This is a genomic window from Thermoanaerobaculia bacterium (genome assembly GCA_035260525.1).
Lineage (GTDB): Bacteria > Acidobacteriota > Thermoanaerobaculia > UBA5066 > DATFVB01 > DATFVB01.
In genome coordinates this window covers 1-25,040 of sequence record DATFVB010000279.1, presented here as the reverse complement: position 1 = coordinate 25,040, position 25,040 = coordinate 1, and the positions used below count along the sequence as shown (strand labels likewise).

The 25,040-nt window shown below is 67.7% G+C and carries 27 protein-coding genes; 13 read left to right on the top strand and 14 right to left on the bottom strand.

The annotated features are described in order from the left end of the window. Nucleotides 1–279: 279 nt before the first annotated feature. Nucleotides 280–2,979, top strand: a complete 2,700-nt coding sequence (locus VKH46_13625) for a protein kinase (GenBank protein ID HKB71881.1) — start codon at nt 280–282, stop codon at nt 2,977–2,979. Between the two features lie 120 nt (nt 2,980–3,099). On the opposite strand, the gene VKH46_13620 is transcribed toward VKH46_13625, so the two are convergent. Then, a complete protein-coding gene (locus VKH46_13620) occupies nt 3,100–4,566 on the bottom strand; it encodes a hypothetical protein (protein ID HKB71880.1) in 1,467 nt (488 codons plus the stop codon). A gap of 241 nt (nt 4,567–4,807) precedes the next feature. Between VKH46_13620 and VKH46_13615 the strand changes: the two genes are divergently transcribed. Next, nucleotides 4,808–5,701: a retropepsin-like aspartic protease gene (locus VKH46_13615; GenBank protein ID HKB71879.1), complete on the top strand. Its 894-nt coding sequence runs from the start codon at nt 4,808–4,810 to the stop codon at nt 5,699–5,701. 17 nt (nt 5,702–5,718) lie between these two features. On the opposite strand, the gene VKH46_13610 is transcribed toward VKH46_13615, so the two are convergent. Continuing rightward, the gene (locus tag VKH46_13610) at nt 5,719–6,549 is read right to left on the bottom strand and encodes an isocitrate lyase/phosphoenolpyruvate mutase family protein (GenBank protein HKB71878.1); all 831 of its coding nucleotides are present in this window, start codon (nt 6,547–6,549) and stop codon (nt 5,719–5,721) included. A 128-nt stretch (nt 6,550–6,677) separates the two neighbouring features. Here VKH46_13610 and VKH46_13605 point away from each other — a divergent pair, with 128 nt between their 5' ends. Continuing rightward, a complete protein-coding gene (locus tag VKH46_13605) occupies nt 6,678–7,055 on the top strand; it encodes a VOC family protein (protein HKB71877.1) in 378 nt (125 codons plus the stop codon). A 13-nt stretch (nt 7,056–7,068) separates the two neighbouring features. Next, complete coding sequence (locus VKH46_13600) at nt 7,069–7,365, top strand: DUF3175 domain-containing protein (GenBank protein HKB71876.1); 297 nt, start codon at nt 7,069–7,071, stop codon at nt 7,363–7,365. A 46-nt stretch (nt 7,366–7,411) separates the two neighbouring features. Here the strand turns inward: VKH46_13600 and VKH46_13595 are convergent, their stop codons facing one another. Then, nucleotides 7,412–7,618: a dodecin family protein gene (locus tag VKH46_13595; protein ID HKB71875.1), complete on the bottom strand. Its 207-nt coding sequence runs from the start codon at nt 7,616–7,618 to the stop codon at nt 7,412–7,414. A 65-nt stretch (nt 7,619–7,683) separates the two neighbouring features. Here VKH46_13595 and VKH46_13590 point away from each other — a divergent pair, with 65 nt between their 5' ends. Then, complete coding sequence (locus tag VKH46_13590; protein ID HKB71874.1) at nt 7,684–8,034, top strand: hypothetical protein; 351 nt, start codon at nt 7,684–7,686, stop codon at nt 8,032–8,034. 128 nt (nt 8,035–8,162) lie between these two features. Here VKH46_13590 and VKH46_13585 read toward each other — a convergent pair whose 3' ends face one another. Next, nucleotides 8,163–8,324 carry a hypothetical protein gene (locus VKH46_13585; protein ID HKB71873.1) on the bottom strand — a complete coding sequence of 54 codons (162 nt, stop codon included), beginning with the start codon at nt 8,322–8,324 and terminating at the stop codon, nt 8,163–8,165. Between the two features lie 178 nt (nt 8,325–8,502). On the opposite strand from VKH46_13585, the gene VKH46_13580 reads away from it, so the two are divergent. Then, nucleotides 8,503–8,823, top strand: a complete 321-nt coding sequence (locus VKH46_13580) for a hypothetical protein (GenBank protein HKB71872.1) — start codon at nt 8,503–8,505, stop codon at nt 8,821–8,823. Nucleotides 8,824–8,880: 57 nt separating this feature from the next. Here VKH46_13580 and VKH46_13575 read toward each other — a convergent pair whose 3' ends face one another. From VKH46_13575 to VKH46_13560, 4 genes are all read right to left on the bottom strand, one after another. Continuing rightward, a complete protein-coding gene (locus tag VKH46_13575; GenBank protein ID HKB71871.1) occupies nt 8,881–9,927 on the bottom strand; it encodes a hypothetical protein in 1,047 nt (348 codons plus the stop codon). A gap of 323 nt (nt 9,928–10,250) precedes the next feature. Beyond that, nucleotides 10,251–12,032 carry a phospholipase D-like domain-containing protein gene (locus tag VKH46_13570; protein HKB71870.1) on the bottom strand — a complete coding sequence of 594 codons (1,782 nt, stop codon included), beginning with the start codon at nt 12,030–12,032 and terminating at the stop codon, nt 10,251–10,253. A 145-nt stretch (nt 12,033–12,177) separates the two neighbouring features. Next, complete coding sequence (locus VKH46_13565) at nt 12,178–13,371, bottom strand: serine hydrolase domain-containing protein (protein HKB71869.1); 1,194 nt, start codon at nt 13,369–13,371, stop codon at nt 12,178–12,180. A gap of 40 nt (nt 13,372–13,411) precedes the next feature. Beyond that, nucleotides 13,412–13,690 (bottom strand): hypothetical protein, encoded by a 279-nt coding sequence (locus VKH46_13560; protein ID HKB71868.1) that lies wholly within the window; start codon nt 13,688–13,690, stop codon nt 13,412–13,414. Nucleotides 13,691–13,908: 218 nt separating this feature from the next. On the opposite strand from VKH46_13560, the gene VKH46_13555 reads away from it, so the two are divergent. After that, nucleotides 13,909–14,388: a nuclear transport factor 2 family protein gene (locus tag VKH46_13555; protein ID HKB71867.1), complete on the top strand. Its 480-nt coding sequence runs from the start codon at nt 13,909–13,911 to the stop codon at nt 14,386–14,388. A gap of 39 nt (nt 14,389–14,427) precedes the next feature. Here the strand turns inward: VKH46_13555 and VKH46_13550 are convergent, their stop codons facing one another. Then, complete coding sequence (locus VKH46_13550; protein HKB71866.1) at nt 14,428–15,006, bottom strand: YceI family protein; 579 nt, start codon at nt 15,004–15,006, stop codon at nt 14,428–14,430. Between the two features lie 133 nt (nt 15,007–15,139). Here VKH46_13550 and VKH46_13545 point away from each other — a divergent pair, with 133 nt between their 5' ends. Continuing rightward, nucleotides 15,140–15,760 (top strand): hemolysin III family protein, encoded by a 621-nt coding sequence (locus VKH46_13545; protein ID HKB71865.1) that lies wholly within the window; start codon nt 15,140–15,142, stop codon nt 15,758–15,760. A 115-nt stretch (nt 15,761–15,875) separates the two neighbouring features. Here VKH46_13545 and VKH46_13540 read toward each other — a convergent pair whose 3' ends face one another. Together VKH46_13540 and VKH46_13535 are read right to left on the bottom strand one after the other, a co-directional pair. Continuing rightward, nucleotides 15,876–17,426, bottom strand: a complete 1,551-nt coding sequence (locus VKH46_13540) for a DUF3943 domain-containing protein (GenBank protein ID HKB71864.1) — start codon at nt 17,424–17,426, stop codon at nt 15,876–15,878. A gap of 319 nt (nt 17,427–17,745) precedes the next feature. Next, the gene (locus VKH46_13535) at nt 17,746–18,171 is read right to left on the bottom strand and encodes a hypothetical protein (GenBank protein HKB71863.1); all 426 of its coding nucleotides are present in this window, start codon (nt 18,169–18,171) and stop codon (nt 17,746–17,748) included. 107 nt (nt 18,172–18,278) lie between these two features. On the opposite strand from VKH46_13535, the gene VKH46_13530 reads away from it, so the two are divergent. The 4 genes from VKH46_13530 to VKH46_13515 all read left to right on the top strand — a co-directional run bounded on the left by VKH46_13530 (nt 18,279) and on the right by VKH46_13515 (nt 21,903). After that, nucleotides 18,279–19,280 carry a hypothetical protein gene (locus VKH46_13530; protein ID HKB71862.1) on the top strand — a complete coding sequence of 334 codons (1,002 nt, stop codon included), beginning with the start codon at nt 18,279–18,281 and terminating at the stop codon, nt 19,278–19,280. Between the two features lie 27 nt (nt 19,281–19,307). Further along, on the top strand, nt 19,308–19,676 hold the full coding sequence (locus VKH46_13525) for an arsenate reductase family protein (GenBank protein ID HKB71861.1): 369 nt from the start codon (nt 19,308–19,310) through the stop codon (nt 19,674–19,676). A gap of 131 nt (nt 19,677–19,807) precedes the next feature. Beyond that, nucleotides 19,808–20,353 (top strand): gluconate 2-dehydrogenase subunit 3 family protein, encoded by a 546-nt coding sequence (locus VKH46_13520; GenBank protein ID HKB71860.1) that lies wholly within the window; start codon nt 19,808–19,810, stop codon nt 20,351–20,353. Next, nucleotides 20,350–21,903 carry a GMC family oxidoreductase gene (locus tag VKH46_13515; protein ID HKB71859.1) on the top strand — a complete coding sequence of 518 codons (1,554 nt, stop codon included), beginning with the start codon at nt 20,350–20,352 and terminating at the stop codon, nt 21,901–21,903. Before VKH46_13520 ends, VKH46_13515 begins: the two co-directional genes overlap by 4 nt. 48 nt (nt 21,904–21,951) lie before the next feature. Here VKH46_13515 and VKH46_13510 read toward each other — a convergent pair whose 3' ends face one another. Both VKH46_13510 and VKH46_13505 read right to left on the bottom strand, forming a co-directional pair. After that, the gene (locus VKH46_13510; protein HKB71858.1) at nt 21,952–22,449 is read right to left on the bottom strand and encodes a CBS domain-containing protein; all 498 of its coding nucleotides are present in this window, start codon (nt 22,447–22,449) and stop codon (nt 21,952–21,954) included. Nucleotides 22,450–22,637: 188 nt separating this feature from the next. After that, nucleotides 22,638–23,378, bottom strand: coding sequence for a 2OG-Fe(II) oxygenase (locus VKH46_13505; protein HKB71857.1), 741 nt, complete (start codon nt 23,376–23,378; stop codon nt 22,638–22,640). A gap of 66 nt (nt 23,379–23,444) precedes the next feature. Here VKH46_13505 and VKH46_13500 point away from each other — a divergent pair, with 66 nt between their 5' ends. Further along, the gene (locus VKH46_13500) at nt 23,445–23,927 is read left to right on the top strand and encodes a DinB family protein (protein HKB71856.1); all 483 of its coding nucleotides are present in this window, start codon (nt 23,445–23,447) and stop codon (nt 23,925–23,927) included. A gap of 298 nt (nt 23,928–24,225) precedes the next feature. Here the strand turns inward: VKH46_13500 and VKH46_13495 are convergent, their stop codons facing one another. Then, nucleotides 24,226–24,684 carry a hypothetical protein gene (locus VKH46_13495; protein HKB71855.1) on the bottom strand — a complete coding sequence of 153 codons (459 nt, stop codon included), beginning with the start codon at nt 24,682–24,684 and terminating at the stop codon, nt 24,226–24,228. Between the last annotated feature and the right edge of the window lie 356 nt (nt 24,685–25,040).

Below are 25,040 nucleotides of genomic sequence, written 5' to 3'. Positions count from 1 at the left end.
GGCACGCCGATCCTCGACATCAAGCCGTACCTTTCGAGCATCCCCCCGGAGAAGTTGAAGCGCGGCTGGATGGAGGAGGCCGAGCGGCGGCGGAAGGCGGCGGGTGGGTCGTAAGATCCCGCCCCGCCGGTCTTGGCGCGGGGCAATGGATCGACGATCCGGCGCTCCTGAACGGGAAACCGGTGGCGTGTACCTGGCGATCACGGTGAATTTCCAGCTGCGCTGACGGATTGCCCACATCCGCGGTGAGCGGCCGATGCGCTACGATTCACCCGCTCAATGCCGCTGACGACCGGTTCCCGGCTCGGCCCCTACGAAATCCTCGCCCCCCTCGGCGCCGGGGGAATGGGAGAGGTCTACCGCGCGCGCGATTCTCGCCTCGGCCGCGAAGTCGCGATCAAGGTCATTCCCGAGGCCTTCGCGAAGGATCCCGACCGGCTTGCCCGCTTCGAGCGGGAGGCGCGGTCGGCGTCGGCGCTCTCCGACCCTCACATCGTCGTCGTCCACGACGTCGGCGAGGAAAACGGGATCCGCTATTTCGCCTCCGAGCTCGTCGAGGGGCCCGACCTCCGCGCGATCATCGATCGCGGATCGATGGGGATCCGGAGGATCCTCGACCTCGGCGCGCAGATCGCGGAGGGGCTCGCCGCCGCCCACGAGAAGGGGATCCTCCACCGGGACTTGAAGCCCGAGAACATCCTCGTCTCCAACGATCGGCTCGCGAAAATCGCGGATTTCGGCCTCGCGAAGATCGCCGACGCTACTCGTTCTGACCTCTCGCAGACGCCGACCGCGGCAGCCGAGAGCACGGGGACGGGGATCATCATGGGGACCGTCTCCTACATGTCGCCCGAGCAGGCGCGGGGAGCGGTCGTCGACCATCGATCGGACCAGTTCGCGCTCGGCGCGATCCTCTACGAGATGGCGGCCGGCCGGAAAGCCTTCGCGCGCCCGACCGCGGCCGAGACGATGACCGCGATCCTCCGCGAAGAGCCCGAGCCCCTCGCAACGGCCGCCCCGACCTGCCCGGCGCCGCTGCGCTGGATCGTCGAGCGGCTGCTCGCGAAGGAGCCGCACGACCGCTACGACTCGACGCGCGACCTCGCGCGGGAGCTCGCGAGCGTGCGCGATCACCTCTCGACGTCGAGCCTTTCGGGTGCCGCGCCGCCGATCTCGCCGGGACCGTTCGTCTGGAGGCGGGGCGCTTTGCCCTTCGTCGCCGGAGCGATCGCGGGGGCGGTCGCCGTTGCCGCGGCGTTTCTGGTCTTCCGGTCGCCGAAAACGGCCGAGCCGGTGCGCTTCCGGTATCTCACGTATTCCGGACGCGATCGCGAGCCGGCCGTCTCGCCCGATGGAAAGACGGTCGCGTTCTCCTCCGACCGCGACGGGAAGCCGCGGATCTGGTTGAAGCAGCTCGACGGGGGCGGCGAGGCGCCGCTGACGTCCGGTCCCGGGGACATCCTTCCCCGTTTCGCGCCCAACGGCGCGTCGATCCTGTTCATCCGGACCGACGGAGCGCGATCGGCCTTGTATCGCTCGGCGGTCGTCGGCGGCGAAGCGCACAAGATCGTGGATGACGTGGGGGAAGGGGACTGGTCGCCCGACGGAAACCGGATCGTCGTCGTGAAACAGATGGCCAACTCGAGCGGGGTCGCAATGGCGATCGTGGACGCGGCGGGAGGCGCCAGCCGCGATCTCGCGCGCTTTCCGACGCGGTTCTTCTTCCATCCGCGCTGGTCTCCCGACGGGCGCCGCATCTCTGCGGTCGAACAGGGCGTGGGGGGATCGAAGAAGTCGGTCATCATCGTGGACGCCGCGACGGGAAAGGTGAAGGATCTGCCGGTCGCCGGCACCCCGGGGCTCGTGTCCGCGGCCGCGTGGAACAGGGGCGGGAACGAAATCGTGTATTCCCGGGCGGAGTCGGTTGTCGCGTCCGTCGTGGGGAGCCCCGCGGAGATCGTCGCCCAGAACGTGGACACCGGGAAAGTGCGGTCGCTCGCGTGGGCTCAGGAGAGCGGCGACATCGTCGAGGTGCTCGGCGACGGCCGCCTCGTCTTCGACACCAACTCCGTGCGGGAAAACCTGCGCGAGCTTGCGATCGAGCGAGGCGTGGCCGTTCCCTCTTCCGCCCGGTGGCTGACCGAGGGGAACGCCACCGATCGGCAGCCCGCGTACTCGCCCGACGGGAAATGGGTCGTCTTCTCCTCGAGCCGGGGCGGAAACCTCGATCTCTGGAAGATCTCGACCGATGGCGGAGAAATGCGCCAGCTCACCGACGACGCCGCGCAGGACTGGGACCCCGCGTTCACGCGCGACGGCCGGGGCCTCCTCTGGAGCTCGAACCGGACGGGAGCGTTCGAAATCTGGACGGCCGACTCGGACGGAAGCGGCGCGCACGCGATCACCCGGTTCGGTCTGGATTCCGAAAATCCGACCGAGACCGCCGACGGGAAGTGGATCGTCTATCTCCAGGGGTCGGGCCCGAAGCCCGGCTACTGGAAGGTGCATCCGGACGGGACGGGGGCGCAGTTCCTCTCGGCGCTCGGAGGAATCCCCGACGTGTCACCCGATGGAGGTCACGTCATCTCGTTTGCGAATTCCTCTCTCACCGGCGAATACGTTACGACCGTCCGGACGGAAGACGGGAAGACCGACGATTTCCGCGTCGACATTCCGCAGGGCGGACTTTCGCTGACGAGGATCACGATCGGGCGCGGCCGCTGGACGCCGGACGGGAAATCGGTCCTCATCCTCACGCGCGACGCAAAGGGAAGGTTCGGAATCGACCGGTATCCCTTCGCTCCCGACGCCGGGCGCGTTTCCGGGAATCCGTTCGTCCCGCCGTTCGACTCTTCCGTCGCGATCGAGTCGTTCGGGGTGTCTCCGGACGGAAGGAAGATCACGGTCGCGGGAGTCGCGAGGACGAACAGCCTGATGCTCGCGAGCAATCTCCCGGGAATCAGCCGCCCGAAGCGGTAGGTCCCGCAAATGTCCTCCGCTTTTCGGGGGGTCAGATCCTTACTTTGAAATATGGTTTAGCGGCGTCCGGGCGGCGAATGGCATTTCGTGGGAGCCAGCACACGTAGGATCGCAGCCGCCTCACCGCCCCTTCCTTCCGCACGCCTTCTGGAACCCGAGCTCGCAAGCCTTCTCGAACGACTCCGTTGCTTTCGCCGGATCGGCGGAAGTGCCGGTTCCCTTCTCGTAGGCGATCGCGAGGTCGAAGCAGCCCTCGCCGTCGCCGGCGCGGCAGGCCTTCTCGAGGAACGACGTGGCCTTGACGGGATCGGCCGCGACGCCGGAACCGGTCGTGTAGATTGCTGCCGCGTTGAAGCAGCCGAACCCGTCGCCCCGCTCGCAGCCGAGCTCGGAAAGCTCCCGCCCCTTCGCGTCGTCCGTGCCGAGATACATCGCTCCGAGGAGCGAGCAGGCGCGGGAGCGGTTCCGATCGGCGCCGATGTCTTCGGGATCGAGCGGCCGGTCGCAGGCGTCCTGGAAGATCGCCATCGCCCGTGCCGGGTCCTTCGCGACCCCGATCCCGTCGCGGTAGGTCCGGCCGAGATTGACGCAGCCGGTCCGGTTGGAAGGCTGGCAATGGCTGCCGTCGCATCCCCGCTGGTAGAAGGCGACGGCGAGCTCCCGGTCCCGCGCGACTCCATGGCCGTTCTCATAGAGAAAACCGAGATTCGTGCAGGCGGCGGAGCTTCCCCCTTCGCATGCTTCCTCGTACCGCGCGGCCGCGGTCTTCAGATTCCGGGGAGCGCCGCGTCCTTCGTCCGCCATCACGCCGACGTTGTAGCAGGCCTTCGCGTCCCCCAGGTCGCAGCCGCGGACGTACAGCGCGGTCGCGCGGCGATCGTCCCTGCCGACGAGCTTCCCCGTCGCGTACAGGAACGCTTCGTGCGCGCATCCGGCGCCGCTGCCGAGCGTGCAGGACTTGTCGACCGCCGCGATCGTCTCGTCGCGTCGATCGGTCCACTGGAGCAGTCGGATGCCGAGATCGGCGCAGCCGGAAGCGGAGTCCGCCTTGCAGGCGGTTTGGTAAAGCGACAGCGCGCGTTCGCGCTGCCTCTCCGCCGTTCCGAGGCTCCACGCCTGGCGATAGCAGCCGCTCGCGATTGCGCGCCCGCAGAGCTCTTCGAAAAGCGGTCCCTGCTCGACCGGCGCGAGCTTCAGCTCGACGGTCGTCTTCGCGCGCCGGACCGAGACGCCGACCGGAGAGAGCGACGGGAGGTTGTAGCCGGCATCCACGAAGTCGCAGTCGTTGGCGATGGGGAAGGCTCCGACCTGCTCCACGACGTCGTCGACGCGAATGCCGGCGACGGCCCCGGGGCCGCCGGGCAGGACCTCGACGACGATGGCGCCCTTCGTGTCGGGCGCAAGGGTGAGCCGCTTTCGAATCTGTCGGGAGATGGGCCCCGTCTCGATGCCGAGCGTTCCGCGGACCGCGGCGGCCGGAGGCGCCGCGGACGGCCGGCTCGACGTTCCGGACGAAGCGCATCCGGCGGCGACGAGGGCGCCGCTCAAGAGGATCGTCAGGCGGGATCGCGCGAAGGGGTTGTGCATCGGGTCGGCTTCATTGTAATCGTCGCCGAACCTCCGAGCGAAGGAGGCCGTGGGTCTCCTGCAGAGCGGCCTCGTCGGTGAGATGGCGCATGGGTCGAGATCACGGCAACGAGAATCGCGGGTTCGCCGGGCTCTTCTCCAACGGCGAATCTCGCGCCGGTCGCCCGAACCACCCGACCGGAGAACATTCACCCGGCGCGTGCGTAACGGTTACCGGGGCCGCGAAGGGACGGGAGGGTGAATGAGCAACCGCAAGATTGTGACAGCCTGTGCGATCTTGTTCCTCACGGCGGGGTGCGCAATCGCCGCGGGCTTGCCGGCCGACGTTCCCTTCGAGCTCTTCCACAACGTGATCCTGGTGCCGGTCCATCTCGGGGATCGCGGACCGTATCTGGCAATGATCGACACCGGAACCGATCCGTCCGCGATCGACATCGCGCTCGCGAAGGAGCTCGGCTTGAGACTCGGAAGGGGAGGCGAGATCGACGGAGGCGGAACGCAGACCGTCAAAGCCTTCGAAACCCGTCTTGCCTCGGTTCGCGTCGGTTCCGTCACGGCGGTGAACGTGGAAGTCCTGGCGGGCGGGTCCATCGCGAAGATCGGGGCGACGCTCGGCCGGCCGATCCGCCTCGTCCTGGGGAAGAGTTTCTTGAACGGGCGAGTCGTTCAGTTCGACTTTCCCCGGAAGATGATGCGCTTTCTGGCGCGGTCTCCCGACGCCGTGGCGGCGCGCGGCCGGCGGGCGATTCTGCCTTCTCGGTACGAAGACGACGTCGAGCTCGACGGCGTGCGCGTCGACGGAAAGCCCGTCCGCGCGATCCTGGACACCGGGTCGAACGGTTCGCTGAAGATCACGCCCGAGGCCGTTCATGCGCTCGGCCTCGACGCCGCGGCGAGCGGGGGGAAGGAAGCTCGGGGAACCGGTTACCGCGGTACTTACTCGAGCCGCGAAGGGCACGTGGAGAGCCTCGATCTGGGAGGCATTCGCGTCGCGGATCCCGAAGCGATCTTCTGGCTGCCGAACACCGGACACGACGGGAAGCCGTGGGACGTCAACGTGGGAAACTCGATTCTCAAGGACTTCGTCGTGACGCTCGACACGGTCGGCCGGCACGTCCTGATCGAAAAGCCATAACCGCCAGCGGAACGCCTTTATGTCGAACGCCGTCCGAACAGGTCGTTCAGTTCGGCAAACGGCGGCGCCTGGTCCGCGAAATGAAAGGTCCCGTGATCCCGCATTTCCTCGGCCGCGCGGATGAACGCGCCGAGCGCGGCGCGCGAGAGCGTCGAGCCGACGCTGATTCGCTTGACTCCCATCCCGGCGAGCTCGGCGACCGAGAAATGGGCGCTCCGCAGCCCCATCACGACATTGACGGGTTTCGAGACCGCCGAGCAGACGGCGCGGATTTGCTCCTCGGTCGTGAGGCCGGGGGCGTACAGGACGTCCGCGCCGGCGGACTCGTATGCCTGCAGGCGCCGGATCGTGTCGTCGAGGTCCGGCCGCCCTTCGAGGAAGTTCTCGGCCCGGGCGACCAGCATGAAAGGAAACGGCAACGCTCGCGCGGCCTCGACGGCGGCCGCGACGCGCTCGACGGAGTGGTCGAGGTCGTAGATCCGCCGCGGGCTTGCCGACCGATCTTCGATCGACCCGCCGACGAGGCCAACCCGCCCGGCGAGGCGGATCGTTTCCGCCGCCTCCGCCGGCGAATCCCCGTACCCGTTCTCGAGATCCGCCGCGACCGGGAGATCGGTCGCTTCGACGATCTGCCGCGCGTTTTCGAGAGTCTCCTGGCGTCCGACCGATCCGTCGGGCCTGCCCAGCGCGAACGCGAGCCCGGCGCTCGTCGTCGTGAGCGCCTCGAAACCGAGACTCTCGAGGATCCTCGCCGTTCCCGCATCCCAGGGGTTCGGGATGACGAACGCGCCCGGGCGTTCATGGAGGGCGTGGAATCGTACGGCTTTATCGGCCTGGGTCGTCGGCATGATTGCTCGCGCTGCCGATTGTAGCGGACGGATTCCGATCCGTCCGGCTCGCCTGGAACGGTCCGTGCATGCCGACGACGGTTTGCGGATCGGCAAACCGAGGAACGCATTTTCGTCAGGAGGATGGGATGCTCGCAGACAAGGAAGCGGTCGCCACGATCGCGGTTCGGGACGTCGGGAAGGCCAGGGAGTTCTACGTGGGTAAGCTCGGCCTCAAAGCGGAGGCCGGGAAAGAGCCGGGAGTGCTTGCGCTTTCCAGCGGACGAACGAAGGTCTTCGTGTACGAGTCGCAATTCGCGGGGACCAACCAGGCGACGGCGGCGACCTGGGTCGTGGGAGCGGAGCTCGAATCCATCGTCAGGGAGCTGAAGGCGAAGGGCGTCGGCTTCGAGCACTACGAAATGCCGAACATGAAGCTCGAGGGCGACATCCACGTTTCGGGAAAGATGAAGGCCGCCTGGTTCAAAGACCCGGACGGGAACATCGGCGCCCTCGTCAACGGATAGCCGGGGAGCACCGATGTCCCGAACGAAGCCGAAACGCTGGTCCCAGCGCGTGACGACCGAGAGCAACGCCCTCGATCTCGAGCAAGGCGTGTTCGCGAAGGACGACCCGAAGGAGATCGCGAAGTCGTTGAAACGGTCGGCTGAGACGAGCACTCGCCGGAAGGCGGAGCCGTTCCGTTCGGCCATGTCGATGCTGACGTTCTACGTGAATCGCGCCGGAAAGGGCCTTTCGAAGACGCGCCGCGCGAAGCTCGAGGCCGCCAAGGACGAGCTCCGGAAGCTGTACGGGAAGAAAAGCGCGAAGCGTTGACGTTCTCGCGGCCCGGCCGGGTGTTCTCTTCTCGCGGTTCTTTCCCTCAGTCCTCCAGGACGAACGTCACGAGCAGGTTGACCTGGTAGCCGCGGATCTTGCCGTCCTCGATGTCGAGACGGTGGTCCTTGACCCAGGCCGACGTGACTCCGCGAAGCGTCTTCGCCGCGCGGGCGATTCCGTCGCGGATGGCGTCGTCGAAGCTCTTGTCGGACTTCGAGCTGATTTCCGTAACGCGGGCTACTGAGCTCATGGTTTCTCCCTTCTGCCCGTCGGGCGAGCAAGATCCGCGCCGGAAGCTCTTCGGGCGATTCGCGCGTGATCCGGCTGCTCCAGGCGCCCCAGGTCGGGGAGGCGGTGGATCGCGGCGGCACGATGCTCGTGAAGGCGGTCGAGCGGGATCGGTATCTCGTCCTCGGACCGCGTCCGACGCAGGACCTCGCAGTCACCTGGGCGCTCGCGCTGTATCCCACGGACGGCTCGACGCGGCTCGTCTCGCGCTGCCGCGCGCATCTTCCGCGCGGAATCCGCGGATTTCTCGCGAACCTGATCCTCGATCCGGGGCAGTTCGTGATGGAGCGCAAGATGCTGCTCGAGATCAAGAGGCGGGCCGAGAAGCTCGCGGCGCGCTCGCATTTCGAGATACTCCCCGAGCGGCGAGCGGGCTGACCCCTCCGGGCGTGGACTCCCGCTTGCGCGGGAGCGACGAATTCACCGGCGTTCCGGCGCGATTTCCGCCTTTCCCGATATGGAGCGCGGGCGGCGCATTTCCGAGGAGTGGTCCCGCTGACGCTGGATCAGGTGCCGCCGTCGCCCCGGATGTAGACTCCCGCCATGGCCAAGAAAAAGACGAAAACCAGAGCCCGCGCCTCGAAGCCCGCCCTGAAAAAGGCGTCGAAGAAGGCGCCGAAGAAGATGCCAAAGAAGGCGCCAGGGAACGTGGCGAAGAAGAGAAGCACGAAAGCGACGCGGCCCACGAAGCCGAAGGCGAAACGGAAATCCGCCGCATCGAAGAAGACCGCGCGACGCAGACCGGCCCGGAAATCGGCCGCCAGGCGCGCGGCGCCGCGGAAGGCCGAGAAAAAGCGCGCCGGAAAGCGCGCGGCGCCGCGGAAAGCGGCGGCCCGGCGGCGGTCCGTGGCGAAGGCGCGAAAGACAGCCAGGCGGGTTCCCGCCGTCGAACCGGAGAAGGGCTCGGCGGACTACGGCACGTTTCCTCCGCCGAGCGACCGCGGGCTCGGTCTCGAGTCGGGCGGCCAGTCCGGAGACACGGAGGGTCTTTCACGCGCCGAAGAGGCGGCTTCCGAAAGCGTCGAGGAACTGGTCGAAGAGGGACAGGCGTTCGAGGCCGGCGTGGTGAGCGGCGTCGAGAACGCCCCGGACGCCGACGTGAGCGAGGTCGTCACCCGCGAGGTTCTCGAGGACGACGTTCCGCGGGAATACATCGACGAGGAGTGACGTCCTTCTCGCGTTCGGGCAGGCGTCGATTCACGCCAGCCCGCGAACTGGATTGAATCATTTTGACGGGGCTTCGGCCGTCTTTTCGCCCGATCCCGAAAACACACCCTTGAACTTGTCGGCGCTTCCGAGGAAGCCGAACGTCAGGCCGACGTATCCGCCGAAGCCGCGGCGATCCGTCAAGATGGACGCCGACGTCGTCCCGGCCGGGACCGTCGAGCGTCCCGCGTAGTCGTCGTTCAATTCTTTTCGGGATCCATAAGCGACTCCGACGCTCAGGTACAGGGAATTCGAGATGTCGAGAGGCCGAAATCGAACCGCCGGCCCCAGGAGAATCGTCAGCCTGTCCACGGGAATGGCGGTGCTCACCCCGACGGAGATCGGGCAGAGCCAGTCCTGTCTGACGAGACAGAAGTTCGCCGCCGTCGCGAGCTCGTATGGGTAGCCGCCGTGGCCGTTGCGAACGAGCTTCGAGTGGTTCGTATCGTCCGGGTTCGGGTCGATCCGATAGCGAGTGTCCCGAAGGGAGTTGACCGCGAGGCCGGCCGACCACGCGAAATCGTAAGGCGCGGTCTCGACGTGGATGACGGCGAGCATGTGCGCGCGCGAGCAGGGCGCATTCTTTCCATCCTTTATGAATGACTCGCAAATCACGTCGATCGGATAGTCGCGCATCCCTTTTTTCATGTGCACCGTCCAGGACCACGTGCCATCGGAGTCGATCGTGTCTTTTCCGTCGCCGACGAAGTTGAAGACGACCCGATCGCCGACGGTAATCGCCGGGACCGATTTTGGGGCGGCTCCGGGTGACGCTTTGTTCTCGGAACTTGCTCTCGTGTTGATGTCAGTCGCGGCTTTGGCCGACTTCGTTCCGGTCGGAACGATTCGATATTGTCCGGCAGGGACCATCTCGACCACGACCGAGGGTTGCGCATTCAGATTGATCGTCGGGTCCCCCGGCGAGATCGTCCCGTGCTCGAAGTCGAGGGTGATCGTGCTGGATCGTGCGTCGGCGGAGGCCATGTCGCCGCCCGCGAAGGCGGCCGCGATCGCGATGAGTGCCCGGATCGCCGATGGGGATGAACACCGCAGTACCTTCGTCATACATCGCCTCCCCTGTTTCCCCGACTGTCCCGGATCATGTTCATGGACGGACGCGGGGTCTCGAATTCTCCGCGTGTCCTGTTCCAGACGGGGAAACGCCTTTCGTTCATCCGTCGAGGGAGATACATGACGCCCAAGGGGTCGTCTCGATCGGTAGCCGGCGCGAGCGGGACGCACCCTTCCCGTCCTCGCGACACGGCGCGACAAGACCGGCGGGCGGCCGTTCTCGCGCTCACAATGGTGTTCCTGTTCCGGGACGCTACAACTTCAGAGACGCGTCGGCATGATGCAACGCCGGTCCCTCGGGGCGGCCCTCCTTCGCGCTACGCGAGCCGCGTACGGCTCGCATACTCCGGCGTTCCCGGCTCGTAAGCCCTGCCCGCCCAAGCTTTTCGCGTCCGCTTGAGAACGAGCGCTTCGGGCGCCTTCTTCGGTTTCTTCGGCGCGACCGCGGCCTTTCCCGGCGCGGTTGCGTGGTCCATGTTCCAGAGCGCGCGGGCGCGGTAGTGGCCGTAGAGCCGCATGAACTCGGCGTAGTAGGCCCCCGCGAGCGCCGGCGCCTTCTTGATCTCGAGGAGGTTCTCGTCGTTGTTGTGCAGGCTGTTGTTGCTCATGTTCGCGCTTCCCGTGTAGATCGTGGGCGAATCGGTGTCCGCGTCGATCACGAGAAACTTGTGGTGAATGTGAACCGCGGGAGGCGCTCCTCCTCCCTTCTTTCCCTTCTTCGGCGGAGCGTTCGTGCTCCAGGCGCTCGTGTCGATCGTGCTGAACTCCGGCAGGAACCCGGCGGGCGTGCTTCCCGGGCGGAAATAGTTGTACGCGACGACTTTCCGGTCCTTCCGCGAGCGGTTGAAGACCGTGACCTGGACCTGTGTCGCCGGCGTCGCGTTCTTAGCCGCCTTCGTCGGGTCTTCCGTCTTCTTCTTTTTGGTCGGGTCCGTGATGCTGTTGAGGAGCCCGTACAGGATCTTCCCCCCGTCTCCGGCGGCGAGCAGGGCGTTCAAGAGCGGCGCGTCGGTGGGGGAGAAGAGGCAGAAGATCACCGAGCTCTTCGCGCCTTCGACCGCGTTGACCACCGCATCGATCGACCGGCGTCCTTTTTCCGGGGAGAAGAAGACCCGGACTTTCGCGCTACCGACGGAGATCGATTTGGACCATGTTCCCGCCGGGGCGATCGACTCGAGCGTCGGGTCGGTGCGGAGGAGCTCCTCCCGTTTCGCGTACAGGGCCGCGAGCCCCGGCGAGGCGAACGTGTGGAGGACGTTGGCCTGCGCCGTGATCGCCTCGGGCGTGAAGTTGGCCGAGCCGGCGAGGACCGCCTCGGGCTTCCCGCTCCGGCGCCGCACGATGAACTTGTCGTGCATGATGTTCGCCTTGGTCCGGGGATGAACGGCGAATTTCGCGCCGCGGATGGCGTCCGCGGCGGCCTGGCTCGCGTGGTCCCTGGGCTTGAAGTAATACACGAGGTCGCCCCGGCCGCCCCGTTTCTTGAACTTCTCGAGCGCCGGCATCACCCATCGCCGGTCGGTCAGGTGGTAGATCGCCGCCTCGACCTCGCTGGCCGGCTCGAGGAAGCCGGGGATCGCATCCTGCATGCCGTTGGCGAGCCAGTCCATCGCCTTTTCGAGCTCCTTCCCCGCCGGGTTCTTCCCGAACTCGCCGGAAAACGACTGGGAGCTGACGACGGCTCGGTTGAAGTACGTGCCGACCCCGTCCTCCAGCTGCCGGGGGATCCGGACGTCGATCTTCGCGGCCGCGGCATGCTGCAGGGCGAGGTCGTCCGGGCCGGTGCCGCGCACGGGGATGACCTCATAGATGAACGTCTTCCCCCGGTCGGCGGTCTCGATTCCCGAATCCCACCAGGCGAAGCGCTGGATGGGACTCTCGTCGCTCGGCTTGGGCGGGTCGCCCTTCTTCACCGGCTCGAAGCCGATCTTGTTCCAGAGGAAGTCGGGCTTGCCGGACTTTCCGTGGCCGGGAGTCCGCCGGATCGCGAACCCGAGGAAGTCGTCGTGATCGCCGCCCGCCGGCCAGTCGTAGGCGAGGAGGACGAGGGTCGGCGAGGTGTACGCGCGGACGCGGACGAGGTCGTTCGAAGGGCTCATGGCGTGCCTCCCGGGTTCTCATTCCTTCCATCGGCGAAGGGCCGAATCGGGGACACCCTTTTCGCGCCTTTCTCCAGGAACGGACCTCAGCGCTCAACGGCGGCGAGCGAGGCTTCGATTTCCCGTTTCAAGGGCGAGGGGACCTTCATCGCCGCGCCACCGGCGCCGGCGACGACGCGGGGTTGTACTCCCACGACCAGGGAAGATTCGTCTTTCCGAAAAGCGACTCCACGAGGGCCGGGTAGATCGTTTCCGCGCGCATGCTGTTGGAGAGAAGAAGGATGCAGCTCTCCTTCGGAGCCACGCAGACGGCCAGATTGTCGGTCCAGTCGTCGTGGCCCCCCTTGTAGAAGGCGGGCCCAAACGAGCTGCGGAAGAGGACGGAGCCGAGCCCGGAGGAGAGCCCGACGTCGCGGTCGTGCGGGTTCACGGCGGGCTCGAGCGTCGGGAACTGGTGGGCCGAAACGATGGCGATCTGCGGCCTGAGCATTTCGGCGCGCGAAGCCGGAGAGAGCCCGTCGCCTCGGACGAGGCCCGCGAGGAACCGCGCGAAATCGGCGATCGTCGTGTCCATCGAGCCGGCCGCGCGAACGTGCGATCGGTGATCGTGCGGTTGCGGCTTCCCGTCGACGCCGTAGCCGTCGGCCACGTTATCGGCGAAGTCGTCGCGCCAGGTCATGCTCGTGCGCTTCATTGCGAATCGTTCGAAGACCCGCCGCTGCATCTCGGCGCCGACGTCGCGGCCGAGCCCTTCCTCGATCACGAACTGAAGGAGATTGATCCCTTCGCCGGAATAGGCGTAGCGCGTGCCGGGATCGAACTTGAAGTCGAGCTTCTCGTCCGGGTTCAGGAACCGGAAGTTCGGAAATCCCGAGGTGTGGGAGAGAAGGATCCGGGCGGTGAGCGCTTTCCAGCGGGAGTCGCCGGCGAGATCGGCGTACTTCGGGTAGTCGGGGAGCGGCTTCTTCAGGTATGCGGCGATCGGGCGGTCGAGATCGATGACGCCCTCGTCGACGAGCTGCATGACCATGTAGGCGAAGGCGAGCTTCGTCAGCGACGCGCCGTACATGACCGTGTCCGCCGCGAGCGGGCGATTTTTCTCGACGTTCGCCATTCCGTACGCGTTCACGTACGCGAGACGGCCTTCGCGGACGAGCGCGAGCCCGAGACCGGGCACGCGGCCGGCTTGCATGAGGCTTCGGACGGCGGCGTCGACCTGCCGCGGAGTCAGGACCGATCCGTCGACACGGCGGATCTCGGGAACCGGAGCGGAGTGCCGGTCTGCACCGGACGCGGATGAAGCCGCGAGAGCGATCGCGGCGGCGACGGCGGTGATCATCGCCCAGGCCGGGAGCGCGCCGCTCCGCTTCTCCCGGCCGTCACCCGATCTCGACCTCGATCGAGTCGCCGGGATCCTCGAGCGCCTCGGCGCGAACGAGGGCGTCCTCGATCGCGGCGGGAGTCAGGCCGCACGCCTCGAGCCGCTCGGCCAGGTGCGAGATCGTGCAGAAGACCGACTTCTCCTCGTCGTGGCGCTGCACCCGGAACGAGGGGACGCGGCTGATGATCGCGGTTCCCATTGGGCCCGACATCTGGACCGCCGGCTCGCGGCGGATTCGGACGCAGCGCTTCTCGTTTTCGTCGTTTCCGGGTTCCATCACATTCCTCCTCCGGGAGATCGCGGCTGCGATTATGGACCGATTCCGGCAGCCGCCAGCCCGGGGCCTTTCTGGGCGGCGCGGCGCCATCCGCGGCGCCCGTCTCTTGCGGGCCGTCCGGCGACGGCTCACAATTCGTGTCTCGACGCGCCGCTCGAGCGGGCCGCGCGAAGAGCAGAGCATCGCTCCGCCGGGAGCGAATCGAAAGGAAGCTCGCCATGAACGATCCGTCGAATCGCCGCCCTCCCTTTCCTCCGTTCACCGCCGAGACCGCCGCCCAGAAGGTCCGGCTCGCCGAGGATGCGTGGAACACGCGGGAGCCCGAGCGCGTGGCGCTCGCTTATTCCGTCGACAGCGTGTGGCGCAATCGCGCCGAGTTCCTCTCCGGGCGGGAGGAGATCGTGCAGTTCCTCCGGCGCAAATGGGCAAAGGAGCTCGACTATCGGCTCATCAAGGAGGTGTGGGCCTTCCACGAAGCCCGGATCGCGGTGCGGTTCGCGTACGAATGGCACGACGACGCGGGAACATGGTTCCGGGCCTACGGCAACGAGAACTGGGAGTTCGACAAAGACGGGCTGATGAAGCGGCGCCACGCGAGCATCAACGACCTGCCGATCAAGGAATCGGAAAGGAAGTACCGGTGGCCGCTCGGCCGGCGGCCGGACGGGCATCCCGGGCTGTCAGACCTCGGGCTCTGACCGCGCCGCCGCAACTGGCCGCGGCGGTTTCCCCGGGCGCTAGCCCGGCTTGTGCGTCGCCTCGAGATCGATCGTGATCCGGACCTCGTCGCCGACGATTCCGGGATCGGCGCTGACGCCGAACTCTTTCCGGCTGAGCTTCGTCGTCGCTTCGGCGCCTTTTCGTTCGTTCCCCCGAGGGTCTTTCACGGCATCGGTGGCCTCGACGTGGAGCGTCACGGTCTTCGTCACTCCCCGCATCGTGAGATTCCCGGCCACCTCGAACGTGTTCGGGCCGGCCGGCTTGACCGCCGTCGACTGGAAAGTGATCGTCGGATACTTCGCGACGTCGAAGAAGTTTTCGCTCTTGAGGTCGTTGTCTCGGGCGGCGACGCGGGTGTTCACGGTCGTCGCGTCGATCGTCGCTTCGACGGTCGTCTTCGATGGATCCTCGGCGTCAAAGACGATCGCGCCGCGGACGTTCCCGAATTCGCCGCGGACGTTGGAGACCATCAGATGCCGGACCGCGAACTGGGCGGCGGAGTGGTTCGGGTCGATCGTCCAGGTCGTCGGCGCCGCGGCGGCGGAGGCCGCCCATCCGGCGGCGACGAGAGAAGCGAGTGCGACGAAGGTCTTCAAGAAGCGTCTCCTTTCGAGCCCCCGGCGGGGCCATCCGACGGTAAGCCAAACGCCGCGCCGGATTCGCAAATTTCATGAAAAGCTGACGTAAGCGCATCTGTCGGGGCTCGCGGCCCGGTGGGATCGTGACGGGATGGTCGTCCGGGAAGAGATCTTCAACAGCGCCACCCATCTCGCCGGGTCGGTTTTCGCGGTCGCGGGGCTCGCGGCGCTCGTCTCGACGGCGGCCCGCGGCGGCGATCCGTGGAAGATCGCGAGCTTCGCGCTCTACGGCGTCTCGATGGTCGCGCTGTACCTGTTCTCGACGCTGTACCACGCGCTTTCCGGCCCGGCGAAACGCGTGTTTCGCAAGCTGGACCACACGAGCATCTACGTGCTGATCGCCGGGACCTACGCGCCGTTCGCGCTCGTGAGCCTGCGGCGCGCCGGAGGCGGGTGGCTCCTCGCCGCGGTCTGGGCGCTCGCCGCCGCCGGGATCGCCCAGGAGTTCCTGCTCCCGCGGCGCATCCGCGCGCTGTCGGTCTCTCTGTACCTCTTCATGGGATGGCTCGCGGCGGCATTCTTCTTTCCGCTCGAGCGGGCGATCGGGCCCCGCGGGATCGGGTGGCTCCTCGCGGGCGGGCTGCTGTATACGGCCGGCGTCGTCTTCTATCTCGTGGACGAGAAGTATGCGCACAGCCACGGTGTCTTCCACCTCTTCGTCCTCGGCGGGAGCGTGCTCCACTTCGTCGCCGTGCTGTTCTACGTGGCGTGAGGCGGCAACGGAAGGGACGCCGATCACTCGCGCACTTGCAGTAGAACCATGGACGGCGTTGGTCGGGTAGACGAGCGAATGCGGAAGCTCGTCGGTGGCGCACGGCGGGAGCCGGTCACCGGGTCGACGGCGTCTCGGGCGACCCGGACCCCGTTCTTCGCGAGGCGCCGAACGCGACGTTGACGAAGGCGCGCCACTCGTTCTGCGTCCTCTGCGATTCGAAGAACCCCGGATACGTCGTCTTCCGGCTGTACCACGAGTAGCTGCCGCCCACGCCGAGCACGCCGGTGACCGGGACGCGGATCTCTCCACGGAAGAACTCGAGCCGGTTGTTGCGCGAGGCGCCGTCGACGGTGCGCGTCCAGATGATCCCGTAGCCGGCGGCCGCGATCTCGCGCGCGCCGGCATAGAGGCGCGCTTCCGCGCGCACTCCTCCGCCCGGGGCGTAGTCGTAGCTGCGGCCCGTCTGCGGGTTCGCGAAGTCCGTGGTCTTGATCCCGGCGAGCGGGATCGCGAGAACCGTGAAATCGGTCGCCGCGGCGAGCTTTCCGATCCGGTACTTCGAGAGGATGCCGGCGCTGAACGCCTGCGCCCCGACGACCTGCGCCTCGTTGTTCAGGTACTCGTATTCCTGCGAGAACCCGACGACGTGCCGCACGGCATCCGACGCATCGGTGAGCTCCCAGCCCCGGAGGATTCCGCGCTCCTCGATCCGGGAGACCACTCCGCCCGGAGTGTTCAAGTCGGCGCCGATCCAGAAGGTGTCGAACGGCTTGTGGATGTCTCCCGCGAAAGGATCGCCGTAGAGCGCCGAGAGGGAAAGGGTCCACTGGTCCGGCCGCACGGCGCTTCCGCCGACGTGCCGGTAACCGAGATCGCCGGAGACGGCGAAGCTCCCGGGGAAGCGCTCGTCGGGGTTCGGGAAATCGCGCGTCATGTCCCCGCGGGCGAGCCGCGACAGCGCGCCGACGGGATTGACGATCGCTCCCGCGAGCTCGCGCCAGAAGCGGGAGCTTCCCGACGCCGTGTCGTCGAGGATCATGACCGCGAGGCGGTGCGAGATCTCGCCGCGCGTCATCCCGCCGAGCGTCGTGTTGACGAGGTCGTTCGTGGAGGGCCTCGTGTTCTCCATGCAGCACTCCCAGATCAGGCTTCCCGAAAGCGCGAAGAGTCCCGACTCCCAGTAGGAATATCCGTTCGACCGGCCGGCCTCGAAGAAGAGGCTGCCGTGATACGGGTGCGACGACTGGTTGACGTTGAAGGTGTCGCGGTCGTAGCCGAAACCCCTCTTGAAGTTCTCGCCGACGGTGTGCAGAGAGATGCGCGCGAACCCCTCGTCGAGGACGTAGCGGTCGAAGGCCCACGGCCCCGCTTCGAGAAGCGCGATCTCGCCGGCCGCGGTCCAGAAGTGCTTCGGGCGGGGCTTGGGCGAGTCGCTCGCGCGGGGGGCGGCGGAAGGAGCGGGCGGGACGGTCTCGGCCGGGACCTGCGCGAGCCATTCGCATGGTTCGGAGGGCCGCCCGGGGACGAGAGAGATCGTTTCGCATCCGCCTTCGAACAGGCTTCGCACGCGCCGCGGGCCGTCGTCGCCGAAGGCGCTCGGAGAGAGCGTCGAAAAGACGAGAGCGACGGCCGCGGTCAGCGCAAAGCGTCGGGCCGGACGCAAGTAATTCCCCGCAAGTGCCTGAAATCGCGCCATTCGAAACCGTCGAGCAAGCGAGATGCCGAAATTGCGGGATGCCGGGGCCTTTATCGGTCATCCCGTGCAGGACCGAGGGACCGCGCCGCCGGAGCTCCGGCAGTCAGGCGCCGACTCTCGTCCGCCGTAGCCTTGGCGAAGGCGGAAGGCGGGCGACCACAGCCGTGAGCGATCCCCGCTTCGCGGGGATAGAGTCCTCCGCGCTCACATGCGTGAGCGCTGCGCTCGCGTCACCGCTCGCTCGGGATAGAGTCCTGCGCGCTCACAGTCGTGAGCGCTGTGGATTCTACTTGTGGTTGGCCCAGCTCTGGTGGCCGACCTTCCACTGCCCGTCTTCCTGGGCCATCTCGATCGTCCCGTAGTTCATCTCGCCATCGAGCTTGCCGTCGGCGTGGAGGGTCGCCTTCTTCCCGTCGACCTTCAGGCCGGTGAAGGAGATGTCGGACGGCGTCATCATCGCCATGAACGAGAGAACTTCCTTCGGGCTCTTGCCCATCTGCTTGGCCTGGTCGTCCATCTGCGACCCGGCTTCCTTGACCATGCATTTCTTGTAAGCGGCGTAGTCTCCGGACTTCATCGCGGCGAGGAGGGCACGGTAGGTCTTCACCTGGGGAGTCGATTCGAGCTTTTTCGCGTCGTCTGCGGCGCGGACGGCGGAACAGAGACCCAGAGCCAGGATGGCAGCGAGGGCGCCCTGGAGAAGTCGCTTCATGGTGTCCTCCTTTGCGGCGGATTGATATCACGAACCGGGCGGGCGATGGCGGCGCGAGGACGGGCGGCGTAGGATGGCCCCGGGCTGCTTCCGGTCAGCCGCGAACCATGAGCTCGATCGACACTGCCGCACCGCCCGGAAATTACGGGACCGGCCTCGTCCTGTTCGGGATCCTGGATCTCGCCGCGGGCGTCCTGTACCTGGCCAAGACGGTGATCTACGCGCTGCTCGCGATTTCCGGCGCCGCCGCATCCATTCCTGCGGAATTCGGCCGCGCGGAGATCCCCGTCACTTCGGCCCTTTCGCTCGCTCCGGCGGCCTTCTTCCTCGCGATCGGATTCGGCTCGATCCTCGCCCGCCGCTGGGCGCGGGCGCTCTCGCTCGCGTTCTCGTCGCTCTGGCTCGCCGGAGGCGCGATCGGAGCGGCGTTCCTCTTCGCCGGTCTCCCGCGGATGTTCGGCGCCCTCGCGCCCCTGCGCGAACGCTCCGCTTCCCCTTCCTTCGTTTCGCCCGCAATCCGCGCGTATGCCTTCATCCTTCTCGTCGGCATCGTCCTGCCCGGCGCGTACGTGCTCTTCTACCGCGCGCGCGGCGTGAAGGCGGAGTGCGACCGCCGGGATCCGGACGAGCGCTGGACGGACCGCCTTTCGATCACGGACCTCGCCTCGGCGATGGTTCTCGCCGTCGGGGCGCTGCTCGCGCTCCATCTCGGCTTTTCGACGACCCGCCAGCTCCTGTTCTTCGGTCATCCGCTCGGAAGCGGGATGCGCGGCCTGGCGGCCGCGATGGCCGCGGCAGAGATCGCCGCGGCATGGGGGATCTGCCGGGGCGACCGCCGGGCGTGGACCGCCGCAGTCGCGATCATGGGCATCCGCGCGGCCGCCGACGCCGCGATCGCATGGCGCGTCGCGGGCGCCGGCATCGAGCCGATCGTCCGGCGGGCGGAATCGGTGAGGCCGGACGCGAAAGCAGCGATCGACCGCCTGGCGCCGCTTCACCCGCTCGCCGCCGTGGCGCTTTGCGTGACGGTGCTCGCGCTCGCCTCCTGGGCATTCGTCGCGTGGGCGGCCCTGCGCGCGAGGGCGCCCACGGCCTCGGCGGCCCGGTAGGGATACCATTCGCCGGGGAGGCCGACCGTGGATGGAAAGTTCGTCGTCTATCAGAAGCCCACGTGTACGAAGTGCCGGCAGGCCATCTCGCGCCTGAAGGACGCCGGCGCCGACTTCGAGACGGTCGACTACTTCGAGGATCCGCTCTCGAGGGAGAAGCTGCGTTCGCTGCTGTCCCGCCTCGACGTCCCGATCCGGGAGGCCGTCCGGTGGGACGAGCCCGTCGCGCGCAAGCTCGAGCTCAAGAAGCGCGACCTGACCGATGACGAGCTCGTCAACCTCATGGCCAAGCATCCCGACCTGATCCAGCGGCCGATCGTCGTCTCCGGCGAACGCGCGGTTCTCGCTCGGCCGGTGGAGAAGCTCGACGCGCTGCTCCGGACGCGGCCGAAGTAGGCCGCCGAAAGAAGGCTCCATGCGCGGCGCCGGCTCGTTCCCTTCCCCGGACGCGAAGCAGACGACGATCGTCCCCGGGTGATCCGAATGTCCCAGGCGGCCGCCTCGGGCCGAGAATAGGATCGATCGCGATGGCTCACGGCGCTCCTCCTCCCGCGATGACCCGCCGCGAGCTCGTCCGCCGCGGAATCGTCGGCACGATCCTCCTGGCGGCCGCGGGAGCGACCGCCGCCTTCTGGTGGCCGACGCGCCGCCGAAAGCCGCGCCCGGGGCTCCGCGTTTTCGACGAGAGGGAGGCGTCGATCCTCGCGGCGGTCGCGGCATCGGTTCTCGCGATCGAGCCGGGGGCGCCGTCGGCGGAAGACGTCGACGTCGTCGGCCGCGTAGACGCTCTTCTCGCCCGGTCTCCGGCGGCCGTCCAGCGCGAGTTCGCGCGGCTCCTCCACCTCTTCGAGAACGGGACGACCGGATTGATCACCGCGACGGGATGGACCTCCTTCACCGCGGCGGGTCCCGCCACGCGCGAGGCGAGGCTGCGCGCCTGGGAGACGTCGCGGATCGCGATCTTCCGCACCGGCTTTCAGGCGATGAAGCGGATCTGCTGCGCCTGCTACTACTCCTCGCCGGCATCGTGGGCGGCCATCGGGTATCCCGGACCGCCGGACGTCCTCGAATGAACGGCGTCGAGATCGCGAACCTGGTCCGCGGCCGCGACGTCACGGCCAATCTGCAAATCGACGCGGACGTCGCGATCGTCGGGAGTGGACCGGGCGGCTCGGTCGCGGCCTACCGCCTCGCATCGGCCGGGGCCCGCGTCGTCGTGCTCGAGGAAGGGGGCTACCACACGCGTCCGGAGTTCCGGATGCAGGAAGAGTGGTCGTACCCGAACCTCTACCAGGACCACGCCAACCGCGCGACCGACGACCTGTCGATCACGGTCCTCCAGGGACGGTCGGTGGGCGGGGGGTCGACCGTCAACTGGACGACGTCGCTCCGGACGCCCGCGTCGACGCTCGATTTCTGGAGGCGGTCGCGACGCGTGGAGGGCGTGACGCTCGAAGCGCTCGGGCCGCACTGGGACGAGATCGAGCGGCGGCTGGGCGTCCACACGATGGAGCCGGCCGAGATCAACGAGAACAATCGCGCCCTGATGGAGGGCGCCAAGCGCCTCGGCTACGGGTTCGACCTTTTGCCGAAGAACGTCTCGAACTGCATGCTCCTGGGAATGTGCGGCCTCGGCTGCCCCGTCGACGCGAAACAGGCGATGCACCTGACGTATCTCCCGGACGCGGCGGCGCGCGGAGCGGCCGTGTACGCGGACTGCCGCGTCACACGGCTCTTGCGGCGGGGACGGCGGGTCACCGAGGCGGCCGCCGAGCTCCTCGACGCCTCGGGAGACCGCCCGACCGGGCGGCGGCTCACGGTCCGCGCGAAGACGTTCGTGCTCGCCGCCGGAGCCATCAACTCGCCGCGCCTGCTCCAGCGCTCGGGTTTTCCCGACCCGTACAAGATCGTCGGCCGGCGCACGTGGATCCATCCCACGCTCGCGACGGCGGCGCATTTCGACCGGAAGATCGAGCCCTACTTCGGCGCGCCGCAGACGGTCGGCTCGCGCCACTTCGCCGTCCGGCCGGGGAAGATCGGGTTCTTCCTCGAAACGCCTCCGGCCCAGCCGATGCTCGCCGGCCTCGCGCATGCCGGGTTCGGCCCGGAGCACCGGCGAGCCATGAAAGAGCTTCCGAACACCGCGGTGCTCATCGGTCTCCTGGTCGACGGCTTCCTCGACGGCGAGCACGGCGGCACGGTCGCCGAGCGGGGGAACGGCCGGCTGTCGTTCTCCTACGAGCGCGTTCCCGCACTCGCGGAAGCGATGCGGGCGGCGATGAAGACGATGGCGCGCGTGCATCTGGCGGCCGGCGCACGGGAAGTCCTCACGTTCCACGAGCCGCCGCTCGCGATCCGTTCCGAGGGGGACCTGGCGAAGATCGACGAGGCCTCGGTCGCGCCGAACCGCTGCGCGCTGTTCACCGCCCACCAGATGGGCGGGCTGCCGATGGGGGAGGATCCGGGGATCGCGGTCGTCGACTCGCGCCTGAAGCACCACCTCTTCGACAACCTCTACGTGATGGACGGGTCGGTCTTCCCGACTTCGCTGGGGGTCAACCCGATGATTTCGATCCTCGGCGTCTCGAGCTTTGCCGCGTCCGCTCTCGCGCGACGCGGCTGACCGGCGGCGACGCGGTCCCCCGTCGAAGCGAGCGGAGCGGGACGCCGATCAGTCCGAGATCAGCAGCTTGACGAGGTCGAGCGCGGAGACGATGCCGACGACCTTCCCCTGACGGGTCACGAACAGCCGGTGCACGTGGCCGGAGACCATTTCGCGCGCGATCTCGGAGACGGGGGTCCCCGCGCCGATGCTCAGGACCTTCGGCGTCATGATGTCGCGGACGAGCAGGTCATCGTTCTCGACGTGGAGGGTCTTCATCTCCTCGATGTCGATCTGATCGGCGAACTCGCGCACGGAGAAGCGGGGGTCGGAGTGGTCGAGGTTGAAGTCCATCTCGTTGCGGCGGCTCTTCTCGGCGACGTCGGTCGCCGAGACGACGCCGATCAGCTGGTCGTCGTCGTCGACGACGGGAACGCCCGTGATCTCGTTTTCCGCGAGGAACTCCGCGAGCTCGCGCACGCCCAGATCCTGATGCACGCTGATCACTTTGCTCGTCATCAGGTCGGCCGCGGTGAATTTGTCGATATCGGCCTTGACGGGAGTCATAAGGTCACCTCGATCCGCATCATGGCGCGTTCCCGGTGGCGGCGAATGATTCAAATGAGGGAATCGGGCCGGGCGGCCCACGACGGAGCGTGACGGCTCAGCCGTTGCGCCGGGAATCTTGTTCCCCCTCTCCACTTGGAGAGGAGGCAGGGGGTGAGGTTTCACGACGGAGCGTGACGGCGCAGCCGTCACGCTCCGTCGTGGAAGATGATCGCGAGGGCGAAGCGGGTACCGGAGAGAATCCGGCTTGCCCCGTGCCGGACGCCCGCCCGGTACCAGCCGCGCGCGCCGCGGACCGGTCGGAGACGGTTCGGGAAGATCACGAGCTCTCCGCGGGCGGGGACGATCGCGGTCCCGACCGACTGCGCACGGGGCCGCTGCTCGACCAGCAGGAACTCGCCTCCCGTGTAGTCGACGCCCGGCTCCGAGAGCGGGACCATCGCCTGGAGCGGAAAGGCCGCCTCTCCGTAGAGGTCCTGATGCAGACAGTTGTAACCGGCCGTCTCGTACTTCAGCAGGAGCGGCGTCGGCTTCGTCTGGCCGGCGGCCGCGCACTGGCGGAGGAATCCCCCGAGAGCCGCGGGGAAACGCCGTGGTTCCCCGAGCGTCTTCATCCAGGCGTCGGCGATCGGCGCGAGGCGGGGATAGAGGGCCGCGCGCATTTCGGCGATCGCGCGCGGGAGCGGACGGGAGAAGTACCGATATTCGCCCTCCCCGAAGCGGTGACGGGCCATCTCGACGCGGCTCCGGAACCGGCCGGGATCGTCCCAGAGCGAGGCGAGCGCCGCGCACTCCGCGGGGGTCAGGAGCGGCGTTCCCGAGCGCGCGAAGCCGCGGTCGTCGAGGTCCCGGGCCATCGCGGTCCAGTCGAAAGCCGCGATCCGGCTTCGGAGCGGGGACTCGATCGTCCTCCGGCCGCGGATCGTCACGGGCCGATTTTCTCACCCCGGATGAAAGGCCGATCGCCGGATCCGGACATCGATTAGAGTCGGCGCATGATCTCTCCCGACGCCGCGCGGGCCCATCTCGCGTACACGGAGTGGGCCACCGCGCGCCTCCTCGGGGCCGCGCGGGAGCTTTCGCCGGACGAGCTCGTCCGGGATTTCGGGACCGCCGACCGAAGCGTCCTCGGCACGCTCACGCACGTTTTTGGAGCCGACCGGGTGTGGCTCGCCCGGATCCGCGGAGGAGCGCAGGAGTGGCCACGGGAATACGTCCTCGGCGACCTCGCGGCCGACTGGACGTCGGTCTACGCGCGCTGGCAGGAGTGGGCAGCCGGCCTGACCGACGCGGCGATCGCCGAGCCGATCTCGTATCGCGACATGAAGGGGCATCCCTGGGTGTCGCCGGTCTGGCAGATCGTGCTCCACGTCGTCAACCACGGCACGCATCATCGGGGGCAGGTCGCCGGGTTCCTGCGCTCGATGGGCAAGACGCCGCCGGTGCTGGACCTGATCGCGTACTACCGGTCGCGCTGACATTCGGGCCGGCGGGGGGAACGGGACCGCCCCGCTCGGCCGGGCGGTCGAGCGGACGATGCGAGCCGCCCGCGGGTGTTCGGATCGACCCGTGGACCCCCGCAGCGGTCGAGGCCTCTTAGCCGAGCCGCGGAGGACGCATCGCGAACAGTCTCCCGAGTAACCGCAGGGAGGAGGTTCGCGATGCGAGAGGCGGGGCGGTCGAGCGGACGATGCGAGCCGCCCGCCGAAAAAAGAAAACCGCCCCCTCCGTTTCGAGAGGGGGCGGCAAGAGGAGAACCCCGGAGAAGATCGAGGGTCAGTTTCCCTTTTTCATCGGACAGTCGTCCGGCATGCCGTGAGGTCCGCCGCCGCCGCACCCGGGCATCGCGTGCATGTCGCCGCAGCATCCGGACATGCCGCCGTGCATCATCGGATGACCGCCCCGCATCATGCCCATTCCCGGCATACCCGGCCCGGCCATCATCTGCTCGTGGAACGCGACGAGGCGGTCGAGGGCGTTCTCGAGGGCCGCGACTTTCTTCTCGCCGCGCGCCTTCTTCGCCTCGTCGACCGAGGCGCGGATCTCCTTCCAGGCGGCGGCGGTCTTGTCGGCCATCGCCTTGTGGGTGTCCATCATCTTCTGGCGCTCCGCCGCCATCTCCTTGCAATGCTTCGCGCAGGCGTCGGCGTCGAAGCCCGGGGCCGGAGCGGCCTTCTCCTGCGCGGTTGCGGCGGCCGCAAGCAGGAGCGCCGCGGCGATGGAAACGAGTCTCATACGAATCATCTTCGGTTCCTCCCTTCGAACCGCGCCCAATCTAGCCCACGGAAGCCGCCGCTTCGTGATCCAACTGAATCATGGGGAGATCCGGAGCTTCTTGCGGCGAAGTGGCATTCGCTCCGCCTTCCCTTTATCGTTTGCCTGTCCGCCGCCGCCGGGCGGCGAAAGGAGGCTGCATGGATGAATCGGCCAACGCGGAGGGGCGACGCCTCGGTTTTCCCTCGCGCAGACTCGGCGGCGTCAGGAAGACGACCGGGATTTTCCTCATTGCGATCGGGGCGGCCTTGCTCCTGGCGCAGCTGAACATGGTCTCCCTCGAGCCCCTGAAGCGCTGGTGGCCTTTGATCCTGATT

Excerpts from the sequence above, each read along its gene's own strand:
- VKH46_13625 (HKB71881.1), top strand. The coding sequence starts at position 280 with ATGCCGCTGACGACCGGTTCCCGGCTCGGCCCCTACGAAATCCTCGCC.
- VKH46_13620 (HKB71880.1), bottom strand. The coding sequence starts at position 4,566 with ATGCACAACCCCTTCGCGCGATCCCGCCTGACGATCCTCTTGAGCGGC.
- VKH46_13615 (HKB71879.1), top strand. The coding sequence starts at position 4,808 with ATGAGCAACCGCAAGATTGTGACAGCCTGTGCGATCTTGTTCCTCACG.
- VKH46_13610 (HKB71878.1), bottom strand. The coding sequence starts at position 6,549 with ATGCCGACGACCCAGGCCGATAAAGCCGTACGATTCCACGCCCTCCAT.
- VKH46_13605 (HKB71877.1), top strand. The coding sequence starts at position 6,678 with ATGCTCGCAGACAAGGAAGCGGTCGCCACGATCGCGGTTCGGGACGTC.
- VKH46_13600 (HKB71876.1), top strand. The coding sequence starts at position 7,069 with ATGTCCCGAACGAAGCCGAAACGCTGGTCCCAGCGCGTGACGACCGAG.
- VKH46_13595 (HKB71875.1), bottom strand. The coding sequence starts at position 7,618 with ATGAGCTCAGTAGCCCGCGTTACGGAAATCAGCTCGAAGTCCGACAAG.
- VKH46_13575 (HKB71871.1), bottom strand. The coding sequence starts at position 9,927 with ATGACGAAGGTACTGCGGTGTTCATCCCCATCGGCGATCCGGGCACTC.
- VKH46_13570 (HKB71870.1), bottom strand. The coding sequence starts at position 12,032 with ATGAGCCCTTCGAACGACCTCGTCCGCGTCCGCGCGTACACCTCGCCG.
- VKH46_13565 (HKB71869.1), bottom strand. The coding sequence starts at position 13,371 with ATGATCACCGCCGTCGCCGCCGCGATCGCTCTCGCGGCTTCATCCGCG.
- VKH46_13560 (HKB71868.1), bottom strand. The coding sequence starts at position 13,690 with ATGGAACCCGGAAACGACGAAAACGAGAAGCGCTGCGTCCGAATCCGC.
- VKH46_13555 (HKB71867.1), top strand. The coding sequence starts at position 13,909 with ATGAACGATCCGTCGAATCGCCGCCCTCCCTTTCCTCCGTTCACCGCC.
- VKH46_13545 (HKB71865.1), top strand. The coding sequence starts at position 15,140 with ATGGTCGTCCGGGAAGAGATCTTCAACAGCGCCACCCATCTCGCCGGG.
- VKH46_13535 (HKB71863.1), bottom strand. The coding sequence starts at position 18,171 with ATGAAGCGACTTCTCCAGGGCGCCCTCGCTGCCATCCTGGCTCTGGGT.
- VKH46_13530 (HKB71862.1), top strand. The coding sequence starts at position 18,279 with ATGAGCTCGATCGACACTGCCGCACCGCCCGGAAATTACGGGACCGGC.
- VKH46_13520 (HKB71860.1), top strand. The coding sequence starts at position 19,808 with ATGGCTCACGGCGCTCCTCCTCCCGCGATGACCCGCCGCGAGCTCGTC.
- VKH46_13515 (HKB71859.1), top strand. The coding sequence starts at position 20,350 with ATGAACGGCGTCGAGATCGCGAACCTGGTCCGCGGCCGCGACGTCACG.
- VKH46_13510 (HKB71858.1), bottom strand. The coding sequence starts at position 22,449 with ATGACTCCCGTCAAGGCCGATATCGACAAATTCACCGCGGCCGACCTG.
- VKH46_13500 (HKB71856.1), top strand. The coding sequence starts at position 23,445 with ATGATCTCTCCCGACGCCGCGCGGGCCCATCTCGCGTACACGGAGTGG.
- VKH46_13495 (HKB71855.1), bottom strand. The coding sequence starts at position 24,684 with ATGAGACTCGTTTCCATCGCCGCGGCGCTCCTGCTTGCGGCCGCCGCA.